This is a genomic window from Corynebacterium sp. HMSC11D10, assembly GCF_001806995.1.
Lineage (GTDB): Bacteria > Actinomycetota > Actinomycetes > Mycobacteriales > Mycobacteriaceae > Corynebacterium > Corynebacterium coyleae.
The window spans coordinates 1-22161 of sequence record NZ_KV787028.1 but is presented as its reverse complement, the minus strand read 5'-3'; the positions used below and the strand labels follow the sequence as shown (position 1 = coordinate 22161).

The window sequence follows — 22161 nt, the reverse complement described above, 5'->3', positions numbered from 1 at the left end:
TTTAACCTGTCACGTCAAGTCTGAAACTTTGAGGAGAGCCGTTTTGTCCAAGAAGATTGTCATCATGGGTGGAGGCCCCGGCGGATACGAGGCCGCGCTGCTCGCGTCGAAACGCGGCGCAGACATCACGTTGGTGGAAGATTCTGGGGCTGGCGGCTCGGCGATCCGTAAGGACGTTGTGCCGTCGAAAAGCTTCATTGCGGGCGCGAACATTAAGACGGACTTGCGCCGCGCGGACGATATGGGGCTCAACCACACGTTGGGTGACGCGAAGCTGTCGCTGCTGGCGCTGAATGAGCGTGTGAAGCAGTTGGCGGCGGAGCAGTCCAGTGACATCCGCGAGCAGCTTGAGCGCAAGGGTGTGCGCCTGGTCAAGGGTCGTGCGCGCTTCTCTGATAAGCAGGTCGGTCACACTACGCATGACATTGAGATTGTCACCGAGTCTGGTGAGACTGAGCACGTCAGCTGCGACATGGTGCTTGTGTGCACGGGTGCGAGCCCGCGTGTGCTCAAGGGGGCGGAGCCGGACGGCGAGCGCATCCTGAACTGGCGTCAGATGTATGACCTGCAGGAGCTGCCGACCCACCTCATTGTGGTTGGTTCTGGCGTGACTGGTGCGGAGTTTGTCTCTGCGTTTGCGGAGCTGGGCGTGAAGGTGACCATGGTTGCTTCCCGCGATCGCATTTTGCCTCACGACGACGCCGACGCTGCCGATGTCTTGGAGAAGGTCCTGGCGGATCGCGGCGTGCAGTTGGAGAAGGACGCGCGTGTGGAGCGTGTGGAAAACACGGGTGACGCTGTGGTCGTGCACACCACTGATGGCCGCGCCATTGAGGGTTCGCACGTGATGATGTCCATCGGTTCTGTTCCGAATACGGCAGATTTGAACCTTGAGGCCGCAAAGGTGGAGACCACCCCGTCCGGCCACATTCATGTGGACCGCGTCTCGCGCACTAACGTCGCCGGCATTTACGCTGCGGGCGACTGCACGGACCTCATGCCGCTGGCGTCGGTTGCGGCGCAGCAGGGCCGCACTGCCGTTGACCACGCGATGGGCGACGGTGTCAGCCCGATCCGCCTGAAGACGGTTGGCAACGCCGTGTTCACCCGTCCGGAGATCGCTGCCGTGGGTGTCACCGAGCAGGAGATCCGCGACGGCAAGGTTGAGGCAGACATCTACAAGCTGCCCTTGTCGACGAACCCGCGCGCCAAGATGCGTTCCCTGCAGTACGGGTTTGTGAAGATTTTCGCCCGCAAGGGCTCCGGCCAGGTCATCGGCGGTGTGATCGTCGCGCCGACCGCATCCGAGCTGATCTTGTCGCTGACCATCGCGGTAACCAACAGCCTCACCGTCACCCAGCTGGCTAACTCGATGGCGGTGTACCCGTCGCTGTCAGGTTCGATTACCGAGGCGGCTCGCCGCCTGATTACAAAGTCGGATCTGGACTAGCCGGAAACGCACGTTGGGGGCAGCGGGTGCGCGGACACGTCGCGCACCCCGGACCAATCGGAGTAGCTGATGCCGGGGCCAGATCAAGGCCGTCGGCGTACACCAGTTGGGGTGCGTATGCGGCGTCGCAGCCAAGCGCTACGGCGTGCTCGCGCCGGGGCTGACCAAAGCCCACGGCGGGACCCTGCACCATGCGCGCAACCCACATCTGTGTGCGCCCGTCCGGGGTGGTGGAGACCTGCCTGGTCACACGGTTTGGGGTTTCAAACGCACGGTGCACCACCCATAGCGGGCAGGTATCGCCGGAGACGGCGAAGCGGAACGACGTGGTGGCCTGGCGCTTGGACACATTTCCTGCGCGGTCGGTGCGCATAAATACAAACGGCACAGCCTGCGCGCCGGGGCGCTGCAGTGTGCCGAGGCGTTGGCAGGTGGATTCGAATCCGGTGCCGAAGCGGGCCGAGATGACATCGATGTCGTAGCGCGTCTCGTGGGCAGCCTGCAGGATCTCGGAGTAGGGCATGGTCACGGCGGCCGCGAAGTACTGGGCTAAGCCGTGGGTGGTGACGTTGCGGGCCGGGGTGTCGTCGATACGCGCAATGAGCTCTGACATCACGTCGCCGTGGGCGAGATTGCTGTAGCGGTAGGACAGCTCGAAGCACTGTTGCGCTTCGCTCAAGCCGGAGCGCAGGCGGATCTCGCGGGTGGTGGTGTCGATGTCGGAGCGACCCGACTCCACAGGCTGGTTGAAGCGCACGGTGTAGCCGAAGTCGCGGTCGAGGACCGACGCAAGACGGGTCAGGCGCAACTGGCGGCCACCAAGATGCTCCGCAAGCGTTTCGGCCGCTGAATCCAGGGAGTGGAAGTAGTTGCTGTGTTCCTGGAAAAAGCTGCGTGCGTACTCGTAGGGGTTGGGGGCTTGCTCGTTGAGGCGCTCGGGGATGGTTCGGACACGCTCCGCAAGGGTAGGGAAGTGGCGGGCGAATTCCTCCAGCTCGTGCTGCGCGATGCCGGGGAGCAGTTCCGAAAGGGCGGCTGCGGTTTCGCGTTCGGCGTCGCCGGAGAAGAAGGAAGCATCCACCCCGAAGGCGGACGTTAACTGCAACAACACCGTCGCCGTGAGAGGGCGCTGATCGTTTTCCAACTGGTTGAGATAGCTCGGCGAGATACCGACGAGGACCGCCGCATCGGCTTGAGTGAGGTTGCGAGCGGTGCGCAGTGTGCGGATCTGACCCCCCGCGTACAGCTTTGCCATCGTTGATTTTGCTCCTTCTCAGCCGCTTGGCCTGGTGATTTGCAACACTTTGCAAGTCTGTCAGTTTCAGGACGCAAGAATACGCAACTTCCACTATGATGCGCAACACACTTTCGCTCCTAATATGAGGTGCATCATCATCTCGATTGCCAGAAGGAGCCGAAGAATGATCCAACACGAGGTACGTACCCATAAGTCCGCAGAAGACTTCCCGATTGAAGAGCATCTGGCCTACAAGATTGCCAAGGTCGCGGCCGACCCGGTTGAGGTACCGGAAGACACCCGCGAAATGATCATCAACCGCATCATCGACAACGCTTCTGTCGCTGTTGCCTCCTACAACCGCCGCCCGGTCGCCGTCGCCCGCGAAATGGCCAAGGCACACCCGGCAGACAACAAGGGCGCACTCGTTTTCGGCGAAGACGGCACCTACTCCGCAGAATGGGTCGCTTTCGCAAACGGCACCGCCGTGCGCGAGCTCGACTTCCACGACACCTTCCTGGCAGCCGAATACTCCCACCCGGGCGACAACATCCCGCCGATCCTTGCTGTTGCACAGCACAAGGGCCTCGACGGTAAGGCGCTGATCCGCGGCATCGCCACCGGCTACGAAATCCAGGTCAACCTAGTCAAGGGCATCTGCCTGCACGAGTGGAAGATCGACCACGTTGCACACCTTGGCCCCTCGGCCGCAGCTGGCATCGGCACCATGCTCAACCTGGACGTGGACACCATCTACCAGGCAATCGGCCAGGCGCTGCACACCACCACCGCAACCCGCCAGTCCCGCAAGGGCCTGATCTCCTCCTGGAAGGCATCCGCCCCGGCGTTCGCCGGCAAGATGGCCATCGAAGCGGTGGACCGCGCCATGCGCGGCGAGGGCGCACCGGCCCCGATCTGGGAAGGCGAAGACGGCTTCATCGCATGGATGCTGCACTCCCCGGAGCGCACCTACACCGTCCCGCTGCCGGCAGACGGCGAGCCGAAGCGCGCGATCCTGGACACCTACACCAAGGAACACTCCGCCGAGTACCAGGCACAGGCTCCGATCGACCTGGCTCGTCGCATGAAGCAGACCATCGCAGACGCAGGCAGGACCACCGCCGAGATCGAGTCCATCGTGCTGCACACCTCGCACCACACCCACTACGTCATCGGCACCGGCGCGAACGACCCGCAGAAGATGGATCCGAAGGCATCCCGCGAGACCCTGGACCACTCGATCATGTACATGTTCGCTGTCGCCCTTGAGGACGGCGGCTGGCACCACGTCGACTCCTACACCCCGGAGCGCGCAAACCGTCCGGAGACCGTCGAGCTGTGGCACAAGGTGTCCACGGTGGAGGACCCGGAGTGGACCCGTCGCTACCACTCGCAGGATCCGGACGAGAAGGCATTCGGCGCCAAGGCTGTCATCACCTTCAACGACGGCACTGTCATCGAGGATGAGATGGCTGTCGCCGACGCCCACCCGTACGGTGCTCGTCCGTTCGAGCGTGAGAACTACATCCAGAAGTTCCGCACCCTGGCTGAGGGCATCGTCGATAAGGACGAGCAGGATCGCTTCCTCGCCGCCGTGCAGGATCTGGAAAACCTCACTGACCTGACCGAACTCAACATCCGCGTCAACGACGCAACCCGCGCCGCTGCGGAGGAGATCCCGGGAGGCATCTTCTAATGTTCAAGCCTGACACAACCCCGAACGAGCGTCGCAAAGCACTGCGAGCATCGCTTGTCGACGAAAAAATCACCACACTGCCCGGCGCCTTCAACCCGCTGACCGCGCGCCTGATCGAGGACATCGGATCCTTCTCCGGCGTATACGTCTCCGGCGCCGTGGTAGCGAACGACCTGGGTCTGCCAGACATCGGTCTGACCACGCTTTCCGAGGTTGCAAACCGCGGCGGCCAGATCGCCCGCGCCACCAACCTGCCGGTGCTCATCGACGCCGACACCGGCTTCGGCGAACCAATGTCCGCAGCCCGCACCGTCGCTGAGTTCGAGGCAGCAGGCCTGGCTGGTCTCCACCTGGAGGACCAGGTCAACCCGAAGCGTTGCGGCCACCTCGACGGCAAAGAAGTTGTGTCACGCGACCTGATGGTCCGCCGCATTACCGCCGCGGTCCGTGAGCGACAGGACGACGACTTTGTCATCTGCGCCCGCACCGACGCCGCCGGCATCGAAGGCATCGACGAGGCCATCGAGCGTGCGAAGGCATACGCCGACGCAGGCGCAGACCTCATCTTCACCGAAGCGCTGTACTCGGAAGAGGACTTTGCCAAGTTCCGCGCCGCCGTGGACACGCCGCTTCTGGCCAACATGACCGAGTTTGGCAAGACCGACCTGCTCAGCGCCCAGCAGCTGGAAAACCTCGGCTACAACGCCGTGATCTGGCCGGTGACCACCTTCCGCATCGCCATGGGCCAGACCGAAGCAATGCTGCGCGACATCGCAGAAACCGGCACCCAGGTGCCGTGGCTGGACAAGATGCAGCACCGCGCGCGCCTCTACGAACTGGTGCGTTACGACGAATACAACCAGTTCGACCAATCCGTCTTCACCTACTCGAAAGACACCTACAGCTCCACCTTTGAGCAGTAGACCGCCACCACCAACACCACCACCAAGAAGGAGTGAATCATCATGACTGAGCAGGAAATTCGTAAGGGCCTCAACGGCGTTGTCGCTGACTACACCGCAGTGTCCAAGGTCAACCCGGAGACCAACTCGCTGCTGTACCGCGGCTACCCGGTCCAGGAACTGGCAGAGCATTGCACCTTCGAGGAAGTGGCATACCTGCTGTGGAACGGTGAACTGCCGACCGAGGAGCAGTTTGCAGAGTTTCGCGGTGGCTGCATGGAAAACCGCGACATCGATGAAGAACTGATCCAGATCATCAACTTCATGCCGAAGGACTGCCACCCGATGGACGTGCTGCGTACCGCAGTGTCATACCTGGGTGCAGAGGATCCGGAGAAGTTCACCCCGGATTCCGATCACCTGCGTGGCATCGGCCGCAAGCTGCTGGCCAAGCTGCCGACGATTGTCGCAACCGACATCCGTCGCCGCCAGGGCAAGGAGTACATCGCCCCGAGCAAGGAGAAGGGCTTCTCCGAAAACTTCCTCTGGATGGTTTTCGGTGACGATGAGAAGTCCCCGGCCAACATCCCGTCCGACATCGAGGCGTTTGAGAAGACGATGATCCTCTACGCCGAGCACTCCTTCAACGCTTCCACCTTCACGGCCCGCACGATTGCCTCGACGATGTCCGACGGCTGGTCCGCAATCACCGGCGCAATCGGTGCCCTGAAGGGCCCGCTGCACGGTGGCGCCAACGAGTTCGTCATGCACCACATGACCGAAATCGGCGACCCGGCCAAGGCAGAGCAGTGGTGCCTGGACAAGCTCAAGAACAAGGAGCTCGTCATGGGCTTTGGCCACCGCGTGTACAAGAAGGGCGACTCGCGCGTGCCGACGATGGAAGCCGCCTTTAAGAAGCTCGCTGCGGAGCACCCGGAGAAGGACGCTCAGAAGTGGGTCGAGATGTACGACATCATGGCCAAGACCATGCACGACAACACCTCGATCAAGATCCGTCCGAACCTGGACTTCCCGTCCGGCCCGGCCTACTACATCCTGGGCTTCGACATCGAGTTCTTCACCCCGCTGTTCGTGATGTCCCGCATTACCGGCTGGACCGCTCACATCATCGAGCAGTTTGAGAACAACTCCCTGATCCGTCCACTCTCGGCCTACAACGGCCCGGAGGAGCGCCACGTCAAGGCGTAAGCGGATCACCCCCGAAACGCGGGTCGTCGCAACGCGGCGCCCGCGTTTTTGCACCCCCGCGTTAGGGTGCAAACGTGTCACATTCGTTGGCGAAAACGACCCAAGAAAAGTGTGACCTGTACTAAACTACCCGTTGCAGTATGACTTCGATCTTTCCTTGAGGAAAGGAACCAAATGAACCCGGATAACCTCCCGCTTAATGATCTGCCAGCATTCAAGAAAATCCTGGTAGCTAACCGCGGTGAGATCGCCGTTCGTGCCTTCCGTGCAGCCTTTGAAACTGGCGCGAAGACCGTCGCGGTCTACCCCCGCGAGGACCGTAACTCGTTCCACCGTCCGTTCGCGGACGAGGCAGTCCAGATCGGCGAGGCCGGCCAGCCGGTCAAGGCGTACCTGAACATCGACGAAATCATCCGTGCCGCGAAGCAAACTGGCGCAGATGCCGTCTACCCGGGCTACGGCTTCCTCTCCGAGCGTGCTGACCTGGCTCGTGCCTGCCGCGACAACGGCATTAAGTTCATCGGCCCGACCCCGGAGACGCTGGACCTGACGGGCGACAAGTCCGCCGCTGTCCAGGCCGCTGAGCGTGCCGGCCTGCCGGTGCTGAAGGACTCTGAGCCGTCGTCCGACCTGAAGCAGCTGGCAGAGTTTGCCAAGGACTTCGAGTTCCCGGTGTTTGTGAAGGCTGTCGCCGGTGGCGGCGGACGCGGCATGCGTTTCATTGAGAAGATCGAGGACGTTGAGCGTCTCGCAGCCGAGGCATCCCGCGAGGCTGAGGCAGCCTTCGGTGACCCGAACGTCTACATCGAGCGCGCCGTGATCCGCCCGCAGCACATTGAGGTGCAGATCATGGCTGACTCTTACGGCAACGTGGTGCACCTGTTTGAGCGTGACTGCTCCGTGCAGCGCCGCCACCAGAAGGTTGTTGAGATCGCTCCGGCGCAGCACATCACGGAAGAGCAGCGCCAGAAGATCTGTGCCGACGCTGTGGCGTTCTGTAAGGAAATCAACTACGAGGGCGCAGGTACGGTCGAGTTCCTTGTCGACGAGTCCGGCAACCACGTCTTCATCGAGATGAACCCGCGCGTGCAGGTCGAGCACACGGTGACCGAGGAAGTCACCGGCATCGACATCGTAAAGAACCAGATGTACATCGCCGCCGGCGCGAAGCTGGAGGACATCCACCTCACCCAGGACCTCATCGAGGTCAACGGCGCAGCCCTGCAGTGCCGCATCACCACCGAGGACCCGGCCAACGGCTTCCGCCCGGACTCCGGCGTAGTCACCGGCTACCGCTCCCCGGGTGGTGCAGGTGTGCGTCTCGACGGCTCCGTGGCCGTCGGTACCACCATCACCCCGAACTTCGACTCCCTGCTGGTCAAGATGACCTGCCGTGGCCGCAACTTCCAGGTCGCCGTCGACCGTGCCCTGCGCGCCCTGAACGAGTTCTCCATTACGGGCCTGTCCACGAACATCGGCTTCCTGCGCGCCCTGCTCAGTGAGGACGAGTTCCGCAACGATCGCATCAACACCGGCTTCATCGCGGACCACCCGCACCTGCTCGAGGCTCCGGCGGCAGCTGACGATGCCGGCAAGATCCTCGACTACGTCGCATCCGTGACGGTGAACCAGCCGAACGGTGCCCGTCCGACGAACATTCAGCCGTCGAAGAAGCTTCCGGAGCTCAAGTACGGCGAAATGCCACGCGGCTCCCGCAACGACCTGCTCGAGCTCGGCCCGACAAAGTGGGCTGAAAAGATCCGCAATCAGACCGCTCTGGGTGTCACCGAGACCACGTTCCGTGACGCTCACCAGTCACTTTTGGCAACCCGTATTCGCACCAACACCCTTGTGGCTGCCGCGAAGCATGTGGGTCACCTGACCCCGGAGTTGACCTCCGTTGAGGCATGGGGCGGCGCTACCTTCGATGTGGGCATGCGCTTCCTCCACGAGTCGCCGTGGATGCGTCTCGACGAGCTGCGCGAGGCGATGCCGAACGTCAACATTCAGATGCTGCTGCGTGGCCGCAACACTGTTGGCTACACCCCGTACCCGGACAACGTGACCAAGGCGTTCGTCCAGGAAGCAGCCTCGTCCGGTATTGACATCTTCCGAATCTTCGACGCGCTGAATGACGTCTCCCAGATGCGCCCGGCGATCGACGCAGTGCTGGAAACCAACACCACCGTCGCCGAGGTTGCGATGGCGTACTCCGGCAACCTGGTGGACCCGAACGAGGACCTGTACACGCTGGACTACTACCTCAACCTCGCCGAGGAAATCGTCGAGGCAGGCGCCCACGTCCTGGCGATCAAGGACATGGCTGGCCTGATGCGTCCGGCAGCAGCAGCCAAGCTGGTCACCGCGCTGCGTGAGCGCTTCGACCTGCCGGTCCACGTCCACACCCACGACACTGCAGGTGGCCAGCTGGCGACCTACCTCGCCGCAGCGAATGCGGGTGCCGACATCGTCGACGTCGCATCCGCCCCGCTGGCAGGCACCACCTCCCAGCCGTCGATGTCCGCCCTCGTCGCGGCGTTTGAGAACACCGAGCGCGATACCGGCATCGACCTGCAGGCCGTCTTCGACATGGAGCCGTACTGGGAGGCCGTGCGCCAGGTGTACGCACCGTTCGAGTCCGGCATTCCGGGCCCGACCGGCCGCGTGTACAAGCACGAAATCCCGGGCGGTCAGCTCTCCAACCTGCGCACCCAGGCGAAGGCCCTTGGTCTGGAAGACCGCTTCGAGCTCATTGAGGACTACTACGCAGGCGTGAACGAGATCCTCGGTCGCCCGACGAAGGTCACCCCGTCCTCCAAGGTGGTTGGCGACCTGGCCCTGCAGCTCGTCGGCCAGGGTGTCAGCCCGCAGGAGTTCGCAGAGAACCCGCGCAAGTACGACATTCCGGAATCTGTCATCGGCTTCCTGCAGGGCGAGCTGGGTACCCCTCCGGGTGGCTGGCCGCTGCTGCGCGACAAGGCACTGGAGAACCGCTCCGAGGTCGACCACACCGTCCAGGTGCCGGCGGAGCTCGAGCCGGATCTGCAGTCCGACGACCACAGTGTGCGTCGTGCGGCGCTGGATCAGCTGCTGTTCCCGAAGCAGTACGCCGAGTACCAGGAGCACCTGCGCACCTACGGCATCACCGACCAGTTGGGTGACAAGACCTTCTTCTACGGCCTTGAAGAGGGCGTGGAGACCATGATCTACTACGGCGAGATCGACGAAAACCGTCCGCCGCTGGTGGTCAGCCTCGACGCTGTCGGCGAGCCGGATGAGAAGGGCATGCGCCAGGTCATCCTGACCGTCAATGGCCAGGTCCGCCCGGTTGCCGTCCGCGACGAGAACGTCGAGTCCACCGTTGCCGAGGTGGAGAAGGCCGACGCGTCCAACCCGGGCCACGTTGCCGCACCGTTCGCTGGTGCCGTCACCGTCACGGTGAAGGAAGGCGACGAGGTCAAGGAAGGCGACCCGGTCGCAACCATCGAGGCCATGAAGATGGAGGCCGCCATCTCCGCACCGAAGTCGGGTGTGGTTGAGCGCATCGCGCTGACCAAGCCGACCAAGGTGGAAGGCGGCGACCTCGTAGTGGTTATCGCTTAAGAGCTTTTCGCCTGACGACGTCCAAAGCGCCGACCTCCACCCGGAGTGCCGGCGCTTTCGGCGTTTTGGCGGCTGGGCGTCTCGACACAATGATGTAGGTAAGCCTAAACTACCTTTCATGGTTTTCGGTTCTTGCAACTTTTCGGACATTCAGCTCACGGACTGGCCCCAGCGCGAGAAAAGCGATGCACTCACAGTCACCGTCGCCAATGTTGAACGGGTTGCACCCGACCTCCTTGAGATCTCCGTGGTTGCGCCTGAATTGCGCGACCACCAATTGGTAGGCCCAGACGAGTTCTTCGGCCTCCTCATGCCGGGTCCTGGCAAGGACTATGTCCCGTTAACGACAACTCGGGTAAGCAATCTACGAGCCCAACTTGCCGCGCTTCCGGATGCCGTGCGACCCGACCTTCGGTGGTACACAGTTCGAAGTCTCGACCGAGCTGCTGGCACCCTGAGCTTCCTATTGGTCACACACGGTGTTTCGGATGCCTCGGACACCGACATCGGGCCCGCGTTGCGTTGGGCGCTGCGCGTCGCGCCTGGGGACACCTGCGGAATCTACCCCGCGAACGGGCTGTGGTTCCGGCGCGAGCCAAAGCCAGGCACATCGCAGCTGCTGGTCGCCGACCCCACTGCAGCGCCTTCAGTCGCAGCAATTCTTGAATTCCTCGAGCAATTCCACCCTGCTGAGCTGGCTGCGGCAGATGTCGTGTTCGCCGCCGTCACGAGCGACGAATTCGAGCCTGGGCTGGTTGAGCGCTGGCAATCCCGCGTGAGGTCACTGGCCCTGGTCACCGCCCAGCAGGACAGGTTGCTGGAGGCAGTTGTCTCCGAGCTTCGCTCTCACGAGCGCCCGGAGAGTGTCTGGTGTTGCGGCGAACGAGACCTCGCAGCGGGGGTGCGCCGATTCGCCGTGCAAGAGTGGGGGATTGATCCCAAAAATGTCACATTCAGCGCGTTTTGGATTCGGGGACAGGCGCGGGGGTAACTTTCGTGCGAGATTGTAAGGATTGCTTTACCTAACTCTGACCATATGTTAGGTTTGCCTTTGCTCACTGGCCTGGCGTTCTGCTCAGGCAACATGTCGAATGAAAGGCATCCCACATGCGCGCGAAACTCGGTGCAGTGCTCACCCTTGCTGTTGGCCTCGCTCTCACAGGCTGCAGCTCCTCTCCTTCCAACTCCGCCTCAACTTCCACTGCAACCGCCACCGCCACTTCCGCCGTGTCTGCCTCGGACGCTGCGACATCCTCCTCCGCGTCCGCTTCGAGCAATGTCCAGGCATCCGATGCGCTGGTGTTCAATCACCCGAGCATTGACGGCCTGAAAATCGAGTTCGCCGAGCAGCCCAAGAACATCGTCATGGACTGCTACGCCTACTCCACCCTCGATGAGTACGGCATCAAGCCGAACGCCATCTTCGGTTACCAGTGCGACGACCCGACCGTGATGGGTGGGGTGGACACCACCGGGATTGAGCAGATCGGCACCGACGGCGAGATTGACTTGGAGAAACTCGCACAGCTCAAACCGGACGCGATCATTGGCCTCGGCACAGCAGACGGTTGGCAATGGTTCAAAGAGGATGTGAACTCCCAACTCACTCGCGTCGCCCAGTTCGTGCCGCTGCCCGGCGGTGACACCGTGGACGAGGGCATCGCCAACGTCCGCGAGCTCGCCGAGTTCCTCGGCGCCGATGTCACCGCCTCGCACATCACTAAGGCCGACCAAGACTACGCGGCTGCGAAGCAGAACTTCTCCGATGCCATTGCTGGCGAAGACTTGAGCTTCATGCTGTCGAGCCCCACCAAGGAGATGCTCTACACCCGCGCAGACGGTCCCCAGGCGGATCTGCTGAAGTCGCTCGGCGCGACCCTCGCTGGCCCAACCGAGGGCCACGAGGGTAGCCCGTGGGCGTGGATCGCCTGGGAGGAAGCCTCGAAATACCCCACCGATGTCATGCTCGTCGAGAACTACGACGAAGCTGACCCCTTCACCGCCGAAATGTGGGACTCGCTGCCGTCGGTCCAGGCTGGTCAGCTCTACGCCTGGAACTCAAAGGGTGCGCTGACCTCGCGCCACTACGCCGACTGGTTGGACGGACTCGCCACAAAGGTCCAGGGCTTCAACAAGGTCTCCTAAGCCCTCGACCCGCCCACCGCGAACCATGACGATCACCACAGCGCCTGCGCCCACCGAAACGGAAGCCCAGCTAGCACCGCCACAGCCCCACCCGCTCGCGTACCGAGTTGTCGGCGCATGGGTGCTCATCGCGTTGCTCGCGGTCTCGCTTGTGCTCAGCCTTACCGTCGGTGCGCGCGAGATTACGCTCGGCGAGCTGTGGCATTTCCTCCGTTCGCCCGATCCGGCCGACCCGGTGTCGCAGGTGGTGTGGCAGTCGCGGGTGCCGCGCACCGTGCTGATTTTGGTGGCAGGGGCCGCGTTCGGTGTCGCGGGCGGCTTGATGCAGGCAGTGACCAGAAACCCCCTGACAGACCCCGGAATCCTCGGCGTCAATGTCGGCGCTTCTCTGGCGGTGGTGGTAGGCATCGCCTACTTCGGTCTCACCGACATCAACCAATACATGTGGTTGGCATTCACAGGTGCGACCGTTACATCGTTCGCTGTATTCCTCATCGGAAATGCTGGGCCGATGCGAGGCAACCCGATCCGGATGACACTGTCCGGCGTCGCACTCGGTGCCGTCCTCGGCGGGTTCACTTCAGCGGTTCTGCTCACCAACTCCGACGTTCTGAAGAAGATGCGCGGCTGGTCCGCTGGCACCACGGCCAACCAGGCTCTGGACAATACGCTCGCGATCGTGCCCTTCATTCTGGTCGGGCTCGTGCTCGCGCTCGCACTATCTAAGTCGCTTGATGTGCTCGCGCTGGGCGAGGCCGCTGCCGTGGCGATGGGAGCGAACCCGAACCGCGTTCGTCTCGTCGCACTGATCGCTATTGCGCTCCTCGCTGGCGGCGGCACTGCGGTGGCAGGACCAATTTCTTTCCTCGGGTTGTTGGCCCCGCACCTAAGCCGGATGATCGTGGGCCCGCACCAGGGATGGATCATGGCGTACTCGATCATTTTGGCACCCGCCATCATGGGTTTCGCTGACGTGATCGGCCGCGTGATTGTGCAGGGCGAGATGCCTGTAGGGGTGGTCACGCCCTTCATCGGCGCGCCCCTCCTTATCTACATGGTGCGCCAGTTCCGGGTGGCAGAACTGTGACGACGCAACGCCTGGATTTCGGCCGACCGATGGTAAGGATCGGCCCGCGCGAGCGCCCGATCTTCGTCACCGATGTGCGTGCAGTGGTAGTCACCGCCGTCCTCGTCGCGCTGGCGGCTGCTTGCGGCGTCTTCGCGTTTTTCACCGGTTCTGCATCGATCACCGCGGGCCAAGTATTCGATGCTGTGCTGGGCCGCGGGGACGACTTCACCCACATGGTCGTGGTGGAGTGGCGTGCTCCGCGCGTGCTGATGGCGCTGGTGCTCGGTGCTGCGCTCGCTCTGTCGGGGGCGTTGTTTCAAAACCTCACCAATAATCCGCTCGGTTCGCCGGATGTGATCGGTTTTCAGACCGGCTCCTATACCGGGGCTCTCATCGCTATGCTGGTGCTCCGCGGCGGTTCCACGGCCACCCTGCTCGGTGCGCTCGCGGGCGGCTTGCTCACGGCTGTAACGGTGTTTTTCCTAGCGTCGAAAGACGGCCATGCCCGGGGAGTAAGGCTCATCATCGTCGGGATCGGTGTCAGTGCGATGCTGGCCGCGGTGAACACGTGGCTGCTGCTCACGGCGACGGTCGAGGACGCGATCATGGCGAGCTTGTGGGGTGCGGGCAACCTTGCTGGCACCAGCTGGAACACCCTCGGGTTCGCAGCATCGGGCACGGTGGTGTTCATTGCGGTGACGGCGTTGTTGGCTCGCCCGATGCGCCTTACACAGATCGGCATCCCGTTCGCCACCGCTCTTGGGCAGAACGTGCGTGCAGTGCAAGTCGCCGCGATTATCATCGGGATCGGCTTGACCGCACTAGCCACCGCCACCGTTGGACCGATCTCATTCATCGCGCTCGCCGCCCCGCAGATCGCGCGCCGACTTGTGCGCGCCGACGGGCTGGCGCTGATGCCTACTGCCGCGACCGGCGCGTTGCTGCTCGTGCTCGCAGACACTGTCGCACAGCGCATTCACCCCACTTCGCCACTGCCAGTAGGCATTGTCACCGTCTCCATCGGCGGTATCTATTTCCTCTGGCTGCTGATTCAGGAAGGACGGAAGTAAATGGCACGTCTGCACACCGAACACGCGAAGTTGGCGTACTCCGACGAAGCGATCATCTGCGACGATGTCACAGTCGAGATTCCGGATCGCATGTTCACAGTCATTGTGGGGCCGAACGGGTGCGGCAAATCGACGCTGCTGAAGTCCCTTACTCGGCTCATCACGCCAGTTTCAGGGGCGACGCTTCTCGACGGCAAGTCTCTGCACGAACAGTCCACCAAACACGTCGCTAAGCAAGTCGGCCTGCTTCCCCAGGGGCCGGTCGCACCGGAGGGCATCCGCGTCATCGATCTCGTCTCACGCGGACGCTATCCCCACCAGGGTCTTTTCAAACCTTGGTCACCAGAAGACGAGCGTGCCGTGGGAGCGGCGATGGACGCGACAAACGTGCGCGAGCTCAGCAGTCGCTTCGTCGACGAGCTTTCCGGCGGGCAGCGCCAACGTGTTTGGATGGCTGTCGCTCTCGCGCAGGAGACTCCGATCCTGCTCCTCGACGAGCCGACCACGTTTCTGGATGTGCGATACCAGATCGAACTTCTTGAACTGTGCCGCGAGCTGAACAAGCGCGACCACCTCACCCTGGTGACGGTGCTGCACGATCTCAACCAAGCGGCGCGCTACGCGGATAACATCATCGCGATGAAAGACGGGGAAGTCGTGGCCACCGGCGCGCCCGCCGACGTGATCACCGAGGAGTTGGTTCGTGACGTTTTCGGCGTCGAGGCCAGTATCATCCAAGATCCGGAATCCGGCAGCCCCCTCATGATCCCGCGGTGGGAAGGGCGCGTCGCAGAGAGGGCAGATTAGAGCTGGTAGACCATCACACCCCCGGGTACCGCGACATCGCTGAAGCCGAACGCTTCATAGCGGTGGCGGGCGCGGGGGTTGTCTTCTGCGACAAAGAGCGCCACTTGTGTAGCACCCTGCTCCCGGGCGAGGTCTACGACCTCACGGAGCAAGGCTTCGCCCAAGCGGTGGCCCGCTTATTTGTTCTCAACGGCGATGGCGATTTCTGGAGTGCCGGGCGAGAGGTTCGCATGGCCCTGGTCAGGCGACGTCCAATACCGCAACCACACTCCGCCTGCGGGCATGTGGAATTGGTCGAAGGCGATGACCCCGCCGTCGCGTTGCGGGTTCCACTCGTCGACGTAGCGTTCCACGTCCGGTAACTGCTCCGGCGCACCTCCTTGGATTCGTCACCGTAGACGTCCGCGAGAAAGTTCAGACGGCGCAAGTAGGTGCGGTCCGATTCGGTGGCGCGGTGGAAGGTGAACGTGGGTGTGGACTCCATGGGTGCCACCGTACTCATGCACTTAAGTCACGCACGGTAACCTTTCCCGCATGCGAACTGCTCACAGCGCAAGAGCCGCAAGAGCCGCCACAGCCGCCGCTGGTGCCGTCTGTCTGGCCGCCGCGCCGCCCTGGACCAGCTGCTGTTCCCGAAGCAGTACGCCGAGTACCAGGAGCACCTGCGCACTTACGGCATCACCGACCAGCTGGGCGACAAGACCTTCTTCTACGGCCTGGAAGAGGGCGTTGAGACCATGCTCTACTACGGCGAGATCGGGGAGAACCGTCCGCCGCTGGTGGTCAGCCTTGACGCTGTTGGCGAGCCAGACGAGAAGGGTATGCGCCAGGTCATCCTGACCGTCAACGGCCAGGTCCGCCCGGTTGCAGTCCGCGACGAAAACGTCGAGTCCACTGTCGCCGAGGTGGAGAAGGCGGACTCCTCCAACCCGGGCCACGTTGCAGCACCGTTCGCAGGTGCCGTCACCGTCACCGTAAAGGAAGGCGACGAGGTCAAGGAAGGCGACCCGGTCGCAACCATCGAGGCCATGAAGATGGAGGCCGCCATCTCCGCACCGAAGTCGGGTGTGGTTGAGCGCATCGCGCTGACCAAGCCGACCAAGGTGGAAGGCGGCGACCTCGTGGTAGTTATCGCCTAATGCTTAGGCGGTGAAGTCCTTCACGTCGACGGCCATGACATTGTCGTGGCCGTCGACGTTTTTAAATCCGAAAGTTTCGTAGCGGTGGCGGGCACGCTCGTTGTTCGGGTCCACCCACAGCGCCACCTTCGGCGCACCCTGCTTCGCGGCCAACTCCACCGCGGCAGCCAGCAGCCGGACGGCGAGTTTGTGCCCTGCGTAGCGGCGTTCCACCGCAATCGCGATTTCCGGAATATCGCTGCCCAGGTTCGCCCAGCCCTGCTCGGGCGTCGACCAGTAGCGCAGCCACACACCGCCCGCCGGCACGCGGAACTGATCGAACGCGAGAACGCCGCCCTCGGCTTCCGGATCCCAGTTTCCGACGTAGTCGTCAGACCCTTCAGCTTCCTCTTGGCCGATCTCGCCGTGCTCGTCACCGAACACGTCGGTAAGAAAGTTCAGCCGGCGCAGGTACGTCCGGTCAGATTCGGTCGCTTCACGTAGTTCGAACTGAGGTGTGTAATCCATGCGCACCACGTTAATCTTTTCCCATGCTTCGACGCATATTCCTATCGACGACCACCGCAACCACCCTTGCCCTCACCCCCATCGCCAACGCCGAGGTTCCGGTGGTGGAGCAGGGCGCCCGCGTGGTAGTCGTCGATAAGGGCATTTGCTCCATCGGATTCAACGACCCCAACCAACGGATTAGCTACACCGCCGGACACTGTGGCGAACACGGCAGCCGCGCCGCCGTGGGCCAGGCGAACGGAACGTTCTATCCCTCCACGGAGTTTGGTAGGTCTGCGACCGGCAACGACTGGGGCATCATCCGCTGGGACGACGGTGTCCAACTGGGCGCGAACACCATCACCACCGACGCCGTGGTGGACCTCGAGGATCTTCACCCCAACGACGAGATCTGCCTGCTCAGCCGGGGACAGCAGCAGTGTGGTGCGTACACCGGCCGTGTGGGCAACAACGTCTACTGGGACGGCGGCGCTGGCGTGAAGGGCGACTCCGGCGCACCCGTCTGGGCGCCCGGTAGGGGACTGGTGGCGGTCTACTCAGGCGTGAGCACAGTCTCGAACCGGAAAGGCGAGTCGGCCTCTTTGAACCGTGCCTCGAAGCCGCTCAACGGGCCAGGCGTGACGGAGGCGCAGGAGATCGAGCTGATCAGCGCCACGAAACCGATTGGTACGCCCGTTACCCACGACGCCGAGACCCCCGAGTCGCCCGCGACCGATGTGGCTCACTCTGGCTCGAGCGCTTCTCCGGAGGCCATCGCCACGATTGTTGTGGCGGTCGCCGTTGTGTTGGGCTTCCTCGTGCCGTTTATCGGACCTGTGCTGGAGCAGTTCGCCGTTTCCGTAGGTCTGCGCTGACGGATTGTGGCGGAATGTGTCAGGCGGCCTTTGAAGGTGCATAAAACGCCTGGTCGCAGCGTCGCAAAGAAAAGCCCTGACAGATTCTGCAAAATCTGTCAGGGCAATGGGTGGGACAAGCGCCACCGAAGCAACCAGCTACTTCAGCTCCATAAGCACGGCGCCCTTGGTCACCTGGCCACCAGCCTCGGCGGCGAGGCCCGTGACGGTGCCGGCCTTGTGTGCCTTGACCGGGTTCTCCATCTTCATGGCCTCGAGGACCAGCAGGACATCGCCTTCAGCAACCTCGTCGCCTTCGGAGACGTTGACCTTGATCACGGAACCCTGCATGGGGGAGGCGACGGCGTCACCGGAGACAGCAGCCTTGCCTGCGCGGCGCTTCTTCGGCTTGCGCTTGGCGGGGCCTGCGGCGACGAGTTCCTCGGGTAGGGCGACTTCGATGCGGCGGCCGTCGATTTCAACGGCAAAGGTGCGACGGGTCGGCAGGTCGGTGTCGGCGTCGTCACCAGATGCATCGGCGCTGGACGCGGGCAGTTCGCCGTCCCACTCTTCCTCGATCCAGCGGGTGTACACGTCGAAGCCGTCTTCGGTGCCGACGAATGCCGGGTTGTCCAGGATGGCCTGGTGGAAGGGGATGACGGTGGGGAAGCCGGTGACCACGTATTCGCCGAGTGCGCGGCGGGCACGCTGGATGGCCTCTTGGCGGGTGGCGCCGTAGACGATCAGTTTCGCCAGCATGGAGTCGAACTGGCCGCCGATGACGGAGCCTGCGCGCACGCCGGAATCGACACGCACTCCGGGGCCGGTGGGCTCAGCGTATGCAACGACGGTGCCCGGTGCCGGCATGAAGTTTGCGGCGGCGTCTTCGCCGTTGATGCGGAACTCAATAGCGTGGCCACGCGGAGCCGGGTCTTCGGTCAGCTGCAGTTCCTCGCCGCGGGCGATACGGAACTGCTCGCGCACGAGGTCGATGCCGGCGGTGACCTCGGTGACGGGGTGTTCGACCTGCAGGCGGGTGTTGACCTCCAAAAACGAGATCAGCCCGTCAGAGCCCACGAGGTACTCCACGGTGCCGGCGCCGTAGTAACCTGCTTCGCGGCAGATGGCCTTGGCAGAGGAATGGATGCGCTCGCGCTGCTCGTCGGTGAGGAAGGGCGCTGGGGCTTCTTCGACAAGTTTTTGGAAGCGACGCTGCAGCGAGCAATCACGCGTACCGACGACCACAACGTTGCCGTGCTGATCAGCCAGCACCTGCGCCTCAACGTGGCGGGCCTTGTCCAGGTAGTGCTCCACGAAGCATTCGCCACGGCCGAAGGCTGCGGTGGCTTCGCGGGTGGCGGACTCAAACAGTTCCGGAATCTCTTCGCGGGTGTAGGCGACCTTCATGCCGCGACCGCCACCGCCGAAAGCTGCCTTGATGGCAACGGGCAGGCCGTGCTCGTCGGCAAACGCAACGACCTCGTCAGCGTTGGCCACGGGGTCCTTAGTGCCGGGCGCCATGGGGGCGTCGGCGGCTTCAGCGATGTGGCGGGCGGTGACCTTGTCACCGAGTGCCGCGATGGCCTCCGGCGACGGGCCGATCCAGGTCAGGCCAGCGTCGATGACCTTCTGCGCGAACTCGGCGTTCTCCGAGAGGAAGCCGTAGCCCGGGTGGATAGCGTCGGCGCCGGACTTCTGCGCGGCGTCGATGACCTTGTCCATGTCCAGGTAAGACTCGGCGGCGGTGGTGCCGCCGAGGGCGAAGGCTTCGTCGGCAAGAGCGACGAACGGCGCATCGACATCAGGGTCTGCATACACCGCGACCGACGCAACACCTTCGTCCTGGCACGCGCGGATGACGCGCACGGCAATCTCGCCGCGATTAGCGACGAGCACCTTGCTCAGGCTGCGGGGCAGATCAGTATTCGGTGCGGTGGTGGACACGAAGCAATCCCGTCCTTCAATCGGAAATACGAACCGTCAGAAAATCGGACAAATGTCGTTCTATGTTACAGCCCCACCACGGGAATCCCCTTTAGCCACGGGGACGCGGACCATGTTGCCCCACTCGGCCCAGGAACCGTCGTACAGCGCAACGTCCTCGAAACCGAGAATATTGTTCAGGACGTACCAGGTGTGCGACGCGCTTTCGCCCAACTGGCAGTACACCACTGTGCGCTTCTTCGGATCGAAATCCTTGTAGATCTCGCGGATGTCCTCCAACGGGCGGAAGCGCGCGTTCGGGTGCACGGAACGGCCCCACGGGACGCTAAACGCGCCCGGAATGTGGCCCTGGCGCAGCGTCGGTACTTGGGGTTGCACAGGGGCGGTGCCGTCGCCGCGGTAAGCGGGGGCTGGGCGGGCGTCGATAAGCTGCTCCGGCGGATTATCCAGCAGCTCGGAGGCGAAGGTGCGAACTGCGGTGTCCTTGCGCTCCACCACGGGGTAGTCAGACTCGGGGTAGGAGGGAACGACGAAGGACGTGTCGCGCTCCTCACCCATCCACGCGTCGCGTCCGCCATCGAGCAAGCGCACGTCGGGGTGGCCGAACAGCTCGAACACCCAGGCGGTGTAGGCAGCCCACCAGTTGGCGTGGTCGCCGTAGACCACCACCGTGTCGTCGCGGCTGATGCCGCGGGACCGCATGAGTTTGGCAAAGGCTTCGCCGTCGATGAAGTCGCGGTTGAGCTCGTCGTTAAGATCGCTCTTCCAGTCAATGCGCACCGCGCCCGGAATGTGGCCGATGTCGTAGAGGAACGCATCCTCATCACTTTCGACAACCTTCAGACCATCCACGCCGAGCCGCGCCGAAAGCCACGCGGCGGTGACAAACTTCTCAGGATGTGCGTAGTCCTTGAACTGGGGATTGTCGTCGAGTTCGATACCCACGTCAGCTGCCTTTCGTCTCTGCGGCCCCCGCCGGAATAGGCGAGTGAACAATCACCGACAAGGATACAGGTAGTACCAGCAAATCCCGGCCGGAATCGGCGAGAAACCTCGCCTCGCCACAACAGGTGTGAACTTGCACACTATCAATTCTGCCGCCCTGTGTGGGTCGCTTTAAGCCGATAGAGTCAGAGACGGAACACGACGGCTACGGCTGAGATGTTTCGCGAGTTTTTACCTACCCCGCCGATGCATGCGCTGACCGCATTCACACGCTGCGGGACAACATCATGAAAGGGATCACCGTGCACAAGGCGATTGTTGTCTTCGAGGTTGAGGGCGGCTCCGACAAGTACATTGACGGCCACCGCAAGGACACCATGCCCATTGTCAACGCCATCAAGGAAAAGGGCTGGCACGCAGAGGTTGTCTACTTCCGTCCGGAGTGGGCCGACGACCTGTTCACGTACGTCTCCGAGAACTTCGACGGCTACATCTCGCGTGTGAACCCGGGCAACATCCCGGGCGGCGAAAAGGGCTACTTTGACCTGCTTACCCGCCTGTCCGAGGCCGGCCTGGTCGGCATGTCCACCCCGCAGGAGATGATCTCCTACGGTGCGAAGGATGCCCTGGTGAAGCTGAACAAGACCGACCTTGTGCCGGAAGATACCGCCGCGTACTACGAGGTTGAGGACTTCCACAACACCTTCCCGACCTCCCTGTCCTACGGCGAGCGCGTGCTCAAGCAGAACCGCGGCTCCACCGGCTCCGGCATCTGGCGCGTGCGCCTTGCCGACGAAGCCCTGGCCGACTCCGTCGAACCGGGCACCGCCCTGCCGCTGGACACCAAGCTCAAGTGCACCGAGGCCGTGGACAACCACACTGAGGAGCGCGAGCTCGGCGAGTTCATGGACTTCTGTGACCAGTACATCGAAGGCGACAACGGCATGCTCGTGGACATGCGCTTCATGCCGCGCATCGTCGAGGGTGAGATCCGCATTCTGCTGGTCGGCCCGCACCCGGTGTTCGTTGTGCACAAGAAGCCGGCTGAGGGCGGCGACGCGTTCTCCGCAACCTTGTTCTCCGGCGCGAAGTACACCTACCAGAAGCCGGAGGAGTGGCAGGAGCTCGTCGACATGTTCGCCGAGGCCCGCCCGGTCATCGCCGAGAACCTCGGTGGCGACAACATTCCGCTGATCTGGACCGCGGACTTCATGCTTGCCGATGACGACGAGACCGGGGAGGACACCTACGTCCTCGGCGAGATCAACTGCTCCTGCGTCGGCTTCACCTCGGAGCTCGACATGGGCATCCAGGAGATGGTGGCCGAGGAGGCCATCAAGCGCGTGGAGGCGAAGCACGCGTAAGCGCTGGCTTTTCGACGACACCAACGCCCCGGCCCGAAAATCCCGTGCCGGGGCTTCTTGTCTGTCGTGACCCGGTTTTCGCCGACCGGGAATGCGAATCGTCTAGTTGCATTTCGGAGCTGCTAGACGATCCGCATTTTATTGATATCTGTTTTCAATATCACCTGGGGAAATGCATCCGGGGACTCGTTGATCGTCTAGTGCGTTATGTCCATAGAGGTTTTTGGACAAGGAGTCC

The 22161-nt window shown here is 62.9% G+C and carries 18 protein-coding genes and 1 pseudogene; 13 read left to right on the top strand and 6 right to left on the bottom strand.

What is annotated here, in order from left to right:
- Window positions 1-43: 43 nt before the first annotated feature.
- A complete protein-coding gene (locus tag HMPREF3120_RS02030) occupies window positions 44-1450 on the top strand; it encodes an NAD(P)H-quinone dehydrogenase (RefSeq protein WP_070450406.1) in 1407 nt (468 codons plus the stop codon).
- Here HMPREF3120_RS02030 and HMPREF3120_RS02025 read toward each other — a convergent pair.
- A complete protein-coding gene (locus HMPREF3120_RS02025) occupies window positions 1428-2705 on the bottom strand; it encodes a helix-turn-helix domain-containing protein (protein ID WP_070450403.1) in 1278 nt (425 codons plus the stop codon). The two genes, HMPREF3120_RS02030 and HMPREF3120_RS02025, sit on opposite strands and share 23 nt — an antisense overlap.
- A gap of 166 nt (window positions 2706-2871) precedes the next feature.
- Between HMPREF3120_RS02025 and prpD the strand changes: the two genes are divergently transcribed.
- The 9 genes from prpD (at window position 2872) to HMPREF3120_RS01980 (ending at window position 15188) form a co-directional block, all read left to right on the top strand.
- The gene (gene prpD, locus HMPREF3120_RS02020) at window positions 2872-4383 is read left to right on the top strand and encodes a 2-methylcitrate dehydratase PrpD (RefSeq protein ID WP_070450400.1); all 1512 of its coding nucleotides are present in this window, start codon (window positions 2872-2874) and stop codon (window positions 4381-4383) included.
- Window positions 4383-5306 (top strand): methylisocitrate lyase, encoded by a 924-nt coding sequence (gene prpB / locus HMPREF3120_RS02015; protein WP_070450397.1) that lies wholly within the window; start codon window positions 4383-4385, stop codon window positions 5304-5306. Before prpD ends, prpB begins: the two co-directional genes overlap by 1 nt.
- 42 nt (window positions 5307-5348) lie before the next feature.
- Window positions 5349-6494, top strand: coding sequence for a bifunctional 2-methylcitrate synthase/citrate synthase (locus HMPREF3120_RS02010; RefSeq protein ID WP_070422833.1), 1146 nt, complete (start codon window positions 5349-5351; stop codon window positions 6492-6494).
- A gap of 174 nt (window positions 6495-6668) precedes the next feature.
- Window positions 6669-10097 (top strand): pyruvate carboxylase, encoded by a 3429-nt coding sequence (locus HMPREF3120_RS02005; protein WP_070450394.1) that lies wholly within the window; start codon window positions 6669-6671, stop codon window positions 10095-10097.
- 118 nt (window positions 10098-10215) lie between these two features.
- A complete protein-coding gene (locus tag HMPREF3120_RS02000; RefSeq protein ID WP_083284739.1) occupies window positions 10216-11088 on the top strand; it encodes a siderophore-interacting protein in 873 nt (290 codons plus the stop codon).
- Window positions 11089-11204: 116 nt separating this feature from the next.
- Window positions 11205-12242: an ABC transporter substrate-binding protein gene (locus HMPREF3120_RS01995; protein ID WP_083284738.1), complete on the top strand. Its 1038-nt coding sequence runs from the start codon at window positions 11205-11207 to the stop codon at window positions 12240-12242.
- A 25-nt stretch (window positions 12243-12267) separates the two neighbouring features.
- The gene (locus HMPREF3120_RS01990) at window positions 12268-13329 is read left to right on the top strand and encodes a FecCD family ABC transporter permease (protein ID WP_141739341.1); all 1062 of its coding nucleotides are present in this window, start codon (window positions 12268-12270) and stop codon (window positions 13327-13329) included.
- Entirely contained in the window at window positions 13326-14381 is a 1056-nt protein-coding gene (locus tag HMPREF3120_RS01985; RefSeq protein ID WP_239219677.1) for a FecCD family ABC transporter permease, read from the top strand. The genes HMPREF3120_RS01990 and HMPREF3120_RS01985 overlap by 4 nt, the downstream gene beginning before the upstream one ends.
- On the top strand, window positions 14382-15188 hold the full coding sequence (locus HMPREF3120_RS01980) for an ABC transporter ATP-binding protein (RefSeq protein ID WP_070450390.1): 807 nt from the start codon (window positions 14382-14384) through the stop codon (window positions 15186-15188).
- On the opposite strand, the gene HMPREF3120_RS12500 is transcribed toward HMPREF3120_RS01980, so the two are convergent.
- Together HMPREF3120_RS12500 and HMPREF3120_RS12495 are read right to left on the bottom strand one after the other, a co-directional pair.
- Complete coding sequence (locus HMPREF3120_RS12500) at window positions 15185-15352, bottom strand: GNAT family N-acetyltransferase (protein WP_308313616.1); 168 nt, start codon at window positions 15350-15352, stop codon at window positions 15185-15187. The genes HMPREF3120_RS01980 and HMPREF3120_RS12500 overlap by 4 nt on opposite strands.
- Window positions 15353-15364: 12 nt before the next feature.
- On the bottom strand, window positions 15365-15541 hold the full coding sequence (locus HMPREF3120_RS12495) for a hypothetical protein (RefSeq protein ID WP_308313617.1): 177 nt from the start codon (window positions 15539-15541) through the stop codon (window positions 15365-15367).
- A gap of 249 nt (window positions 15542-15790) precedes the next feature.
- Between HMPREF3120_RS12495 and HMPREF3120_RS12475 the strand changes: the two are divergent.
- Window positions 15791-16327: pseudogene (locus tag HMPREF3120_RS12475) on the top strand (biotin/lipoyl-containing protein); the annotation flags it as partial.
- Window positions 16328-16330: 3 nt separating this feature from the next.
- On the opposite strand, the gene HMPREF3120_RS01965 reads toward HMPREF3120_RS12475, so the two are convergent.
- A complete protein-coding gene (locus tag HMPREF3120_RS01965) occupies window positions 16331-16834 on the bottom strand; it encodes a GNAT family N-acetyltransferase (protein ID WP_070422881.1) in 504 nt (167 codons plus the stop codon).
- 23 nt (window positions 16835-16857) lie between these two features.
- Here HMPREF3120_RS01965 and HMPREF3120_RS01960 point away from each other — a divergent pair, with 23 nt between their 5' ends.
- On the top strand, window positions 16858-17691 hold the full coding sequence (locus HMPREF3120_RS01960; protein ID WP_070450384.1) for a chymotrypsin family serine protease: 834 nt from the start codon (window positions 16858-16860) through the stop codon (window positions 17689-17691).
- 138 nt (window positions 17692-17829) lie between these two features.
- On the opposite strand, the gene HMPREF3120_RS01955 is transcribed toward HMPREF3120_RS01960, so the two are convergent.
- Together HMPREF3120_RS01955 and HMPREF3120_RS01950 are read right to left on the bottom strand one after the other, a co-directional pair.
- A complete protein-coding gene (locus tag HMPREF3120_RS01955) occupies window positions 17830-19614 on the bottom strand; it encodes an acetyl-CoA carboxylase biotin carboxylase subunit (protein WP_246815395.1) in 1785 nt (594 codons plus the stop codon).
- Between the two features lie 60 nt (window positions 19615-19674).
- A complete protein-coding gene (locus tag HMPREF3120_RS01950) occupies window positions 19675-20559 on the bottom strand; it encodes a sulfurtransferase (RefSeq protein ID WP_070422836.1) in 885 nt (294 codons plus the stop codon).
- Window positions 20560-20861: 302 nt separating this feature from the next.
- Here HMPREF3120_RS01950 and HMPREF3120_RS01945 point away from each other — a divergent pair, with 302 nt between their 5' ends.
- Entirely contained in the window at window positions 20862-21923 is a 1062-nt protein-coding gene (locus tag HMPREF3120_RS01945; protein ID WP_070422883.1) for a Cj0069 family protein, read from the top strand.
- Window positions 21924-22161: the final 238 nt, after the last annotated feature.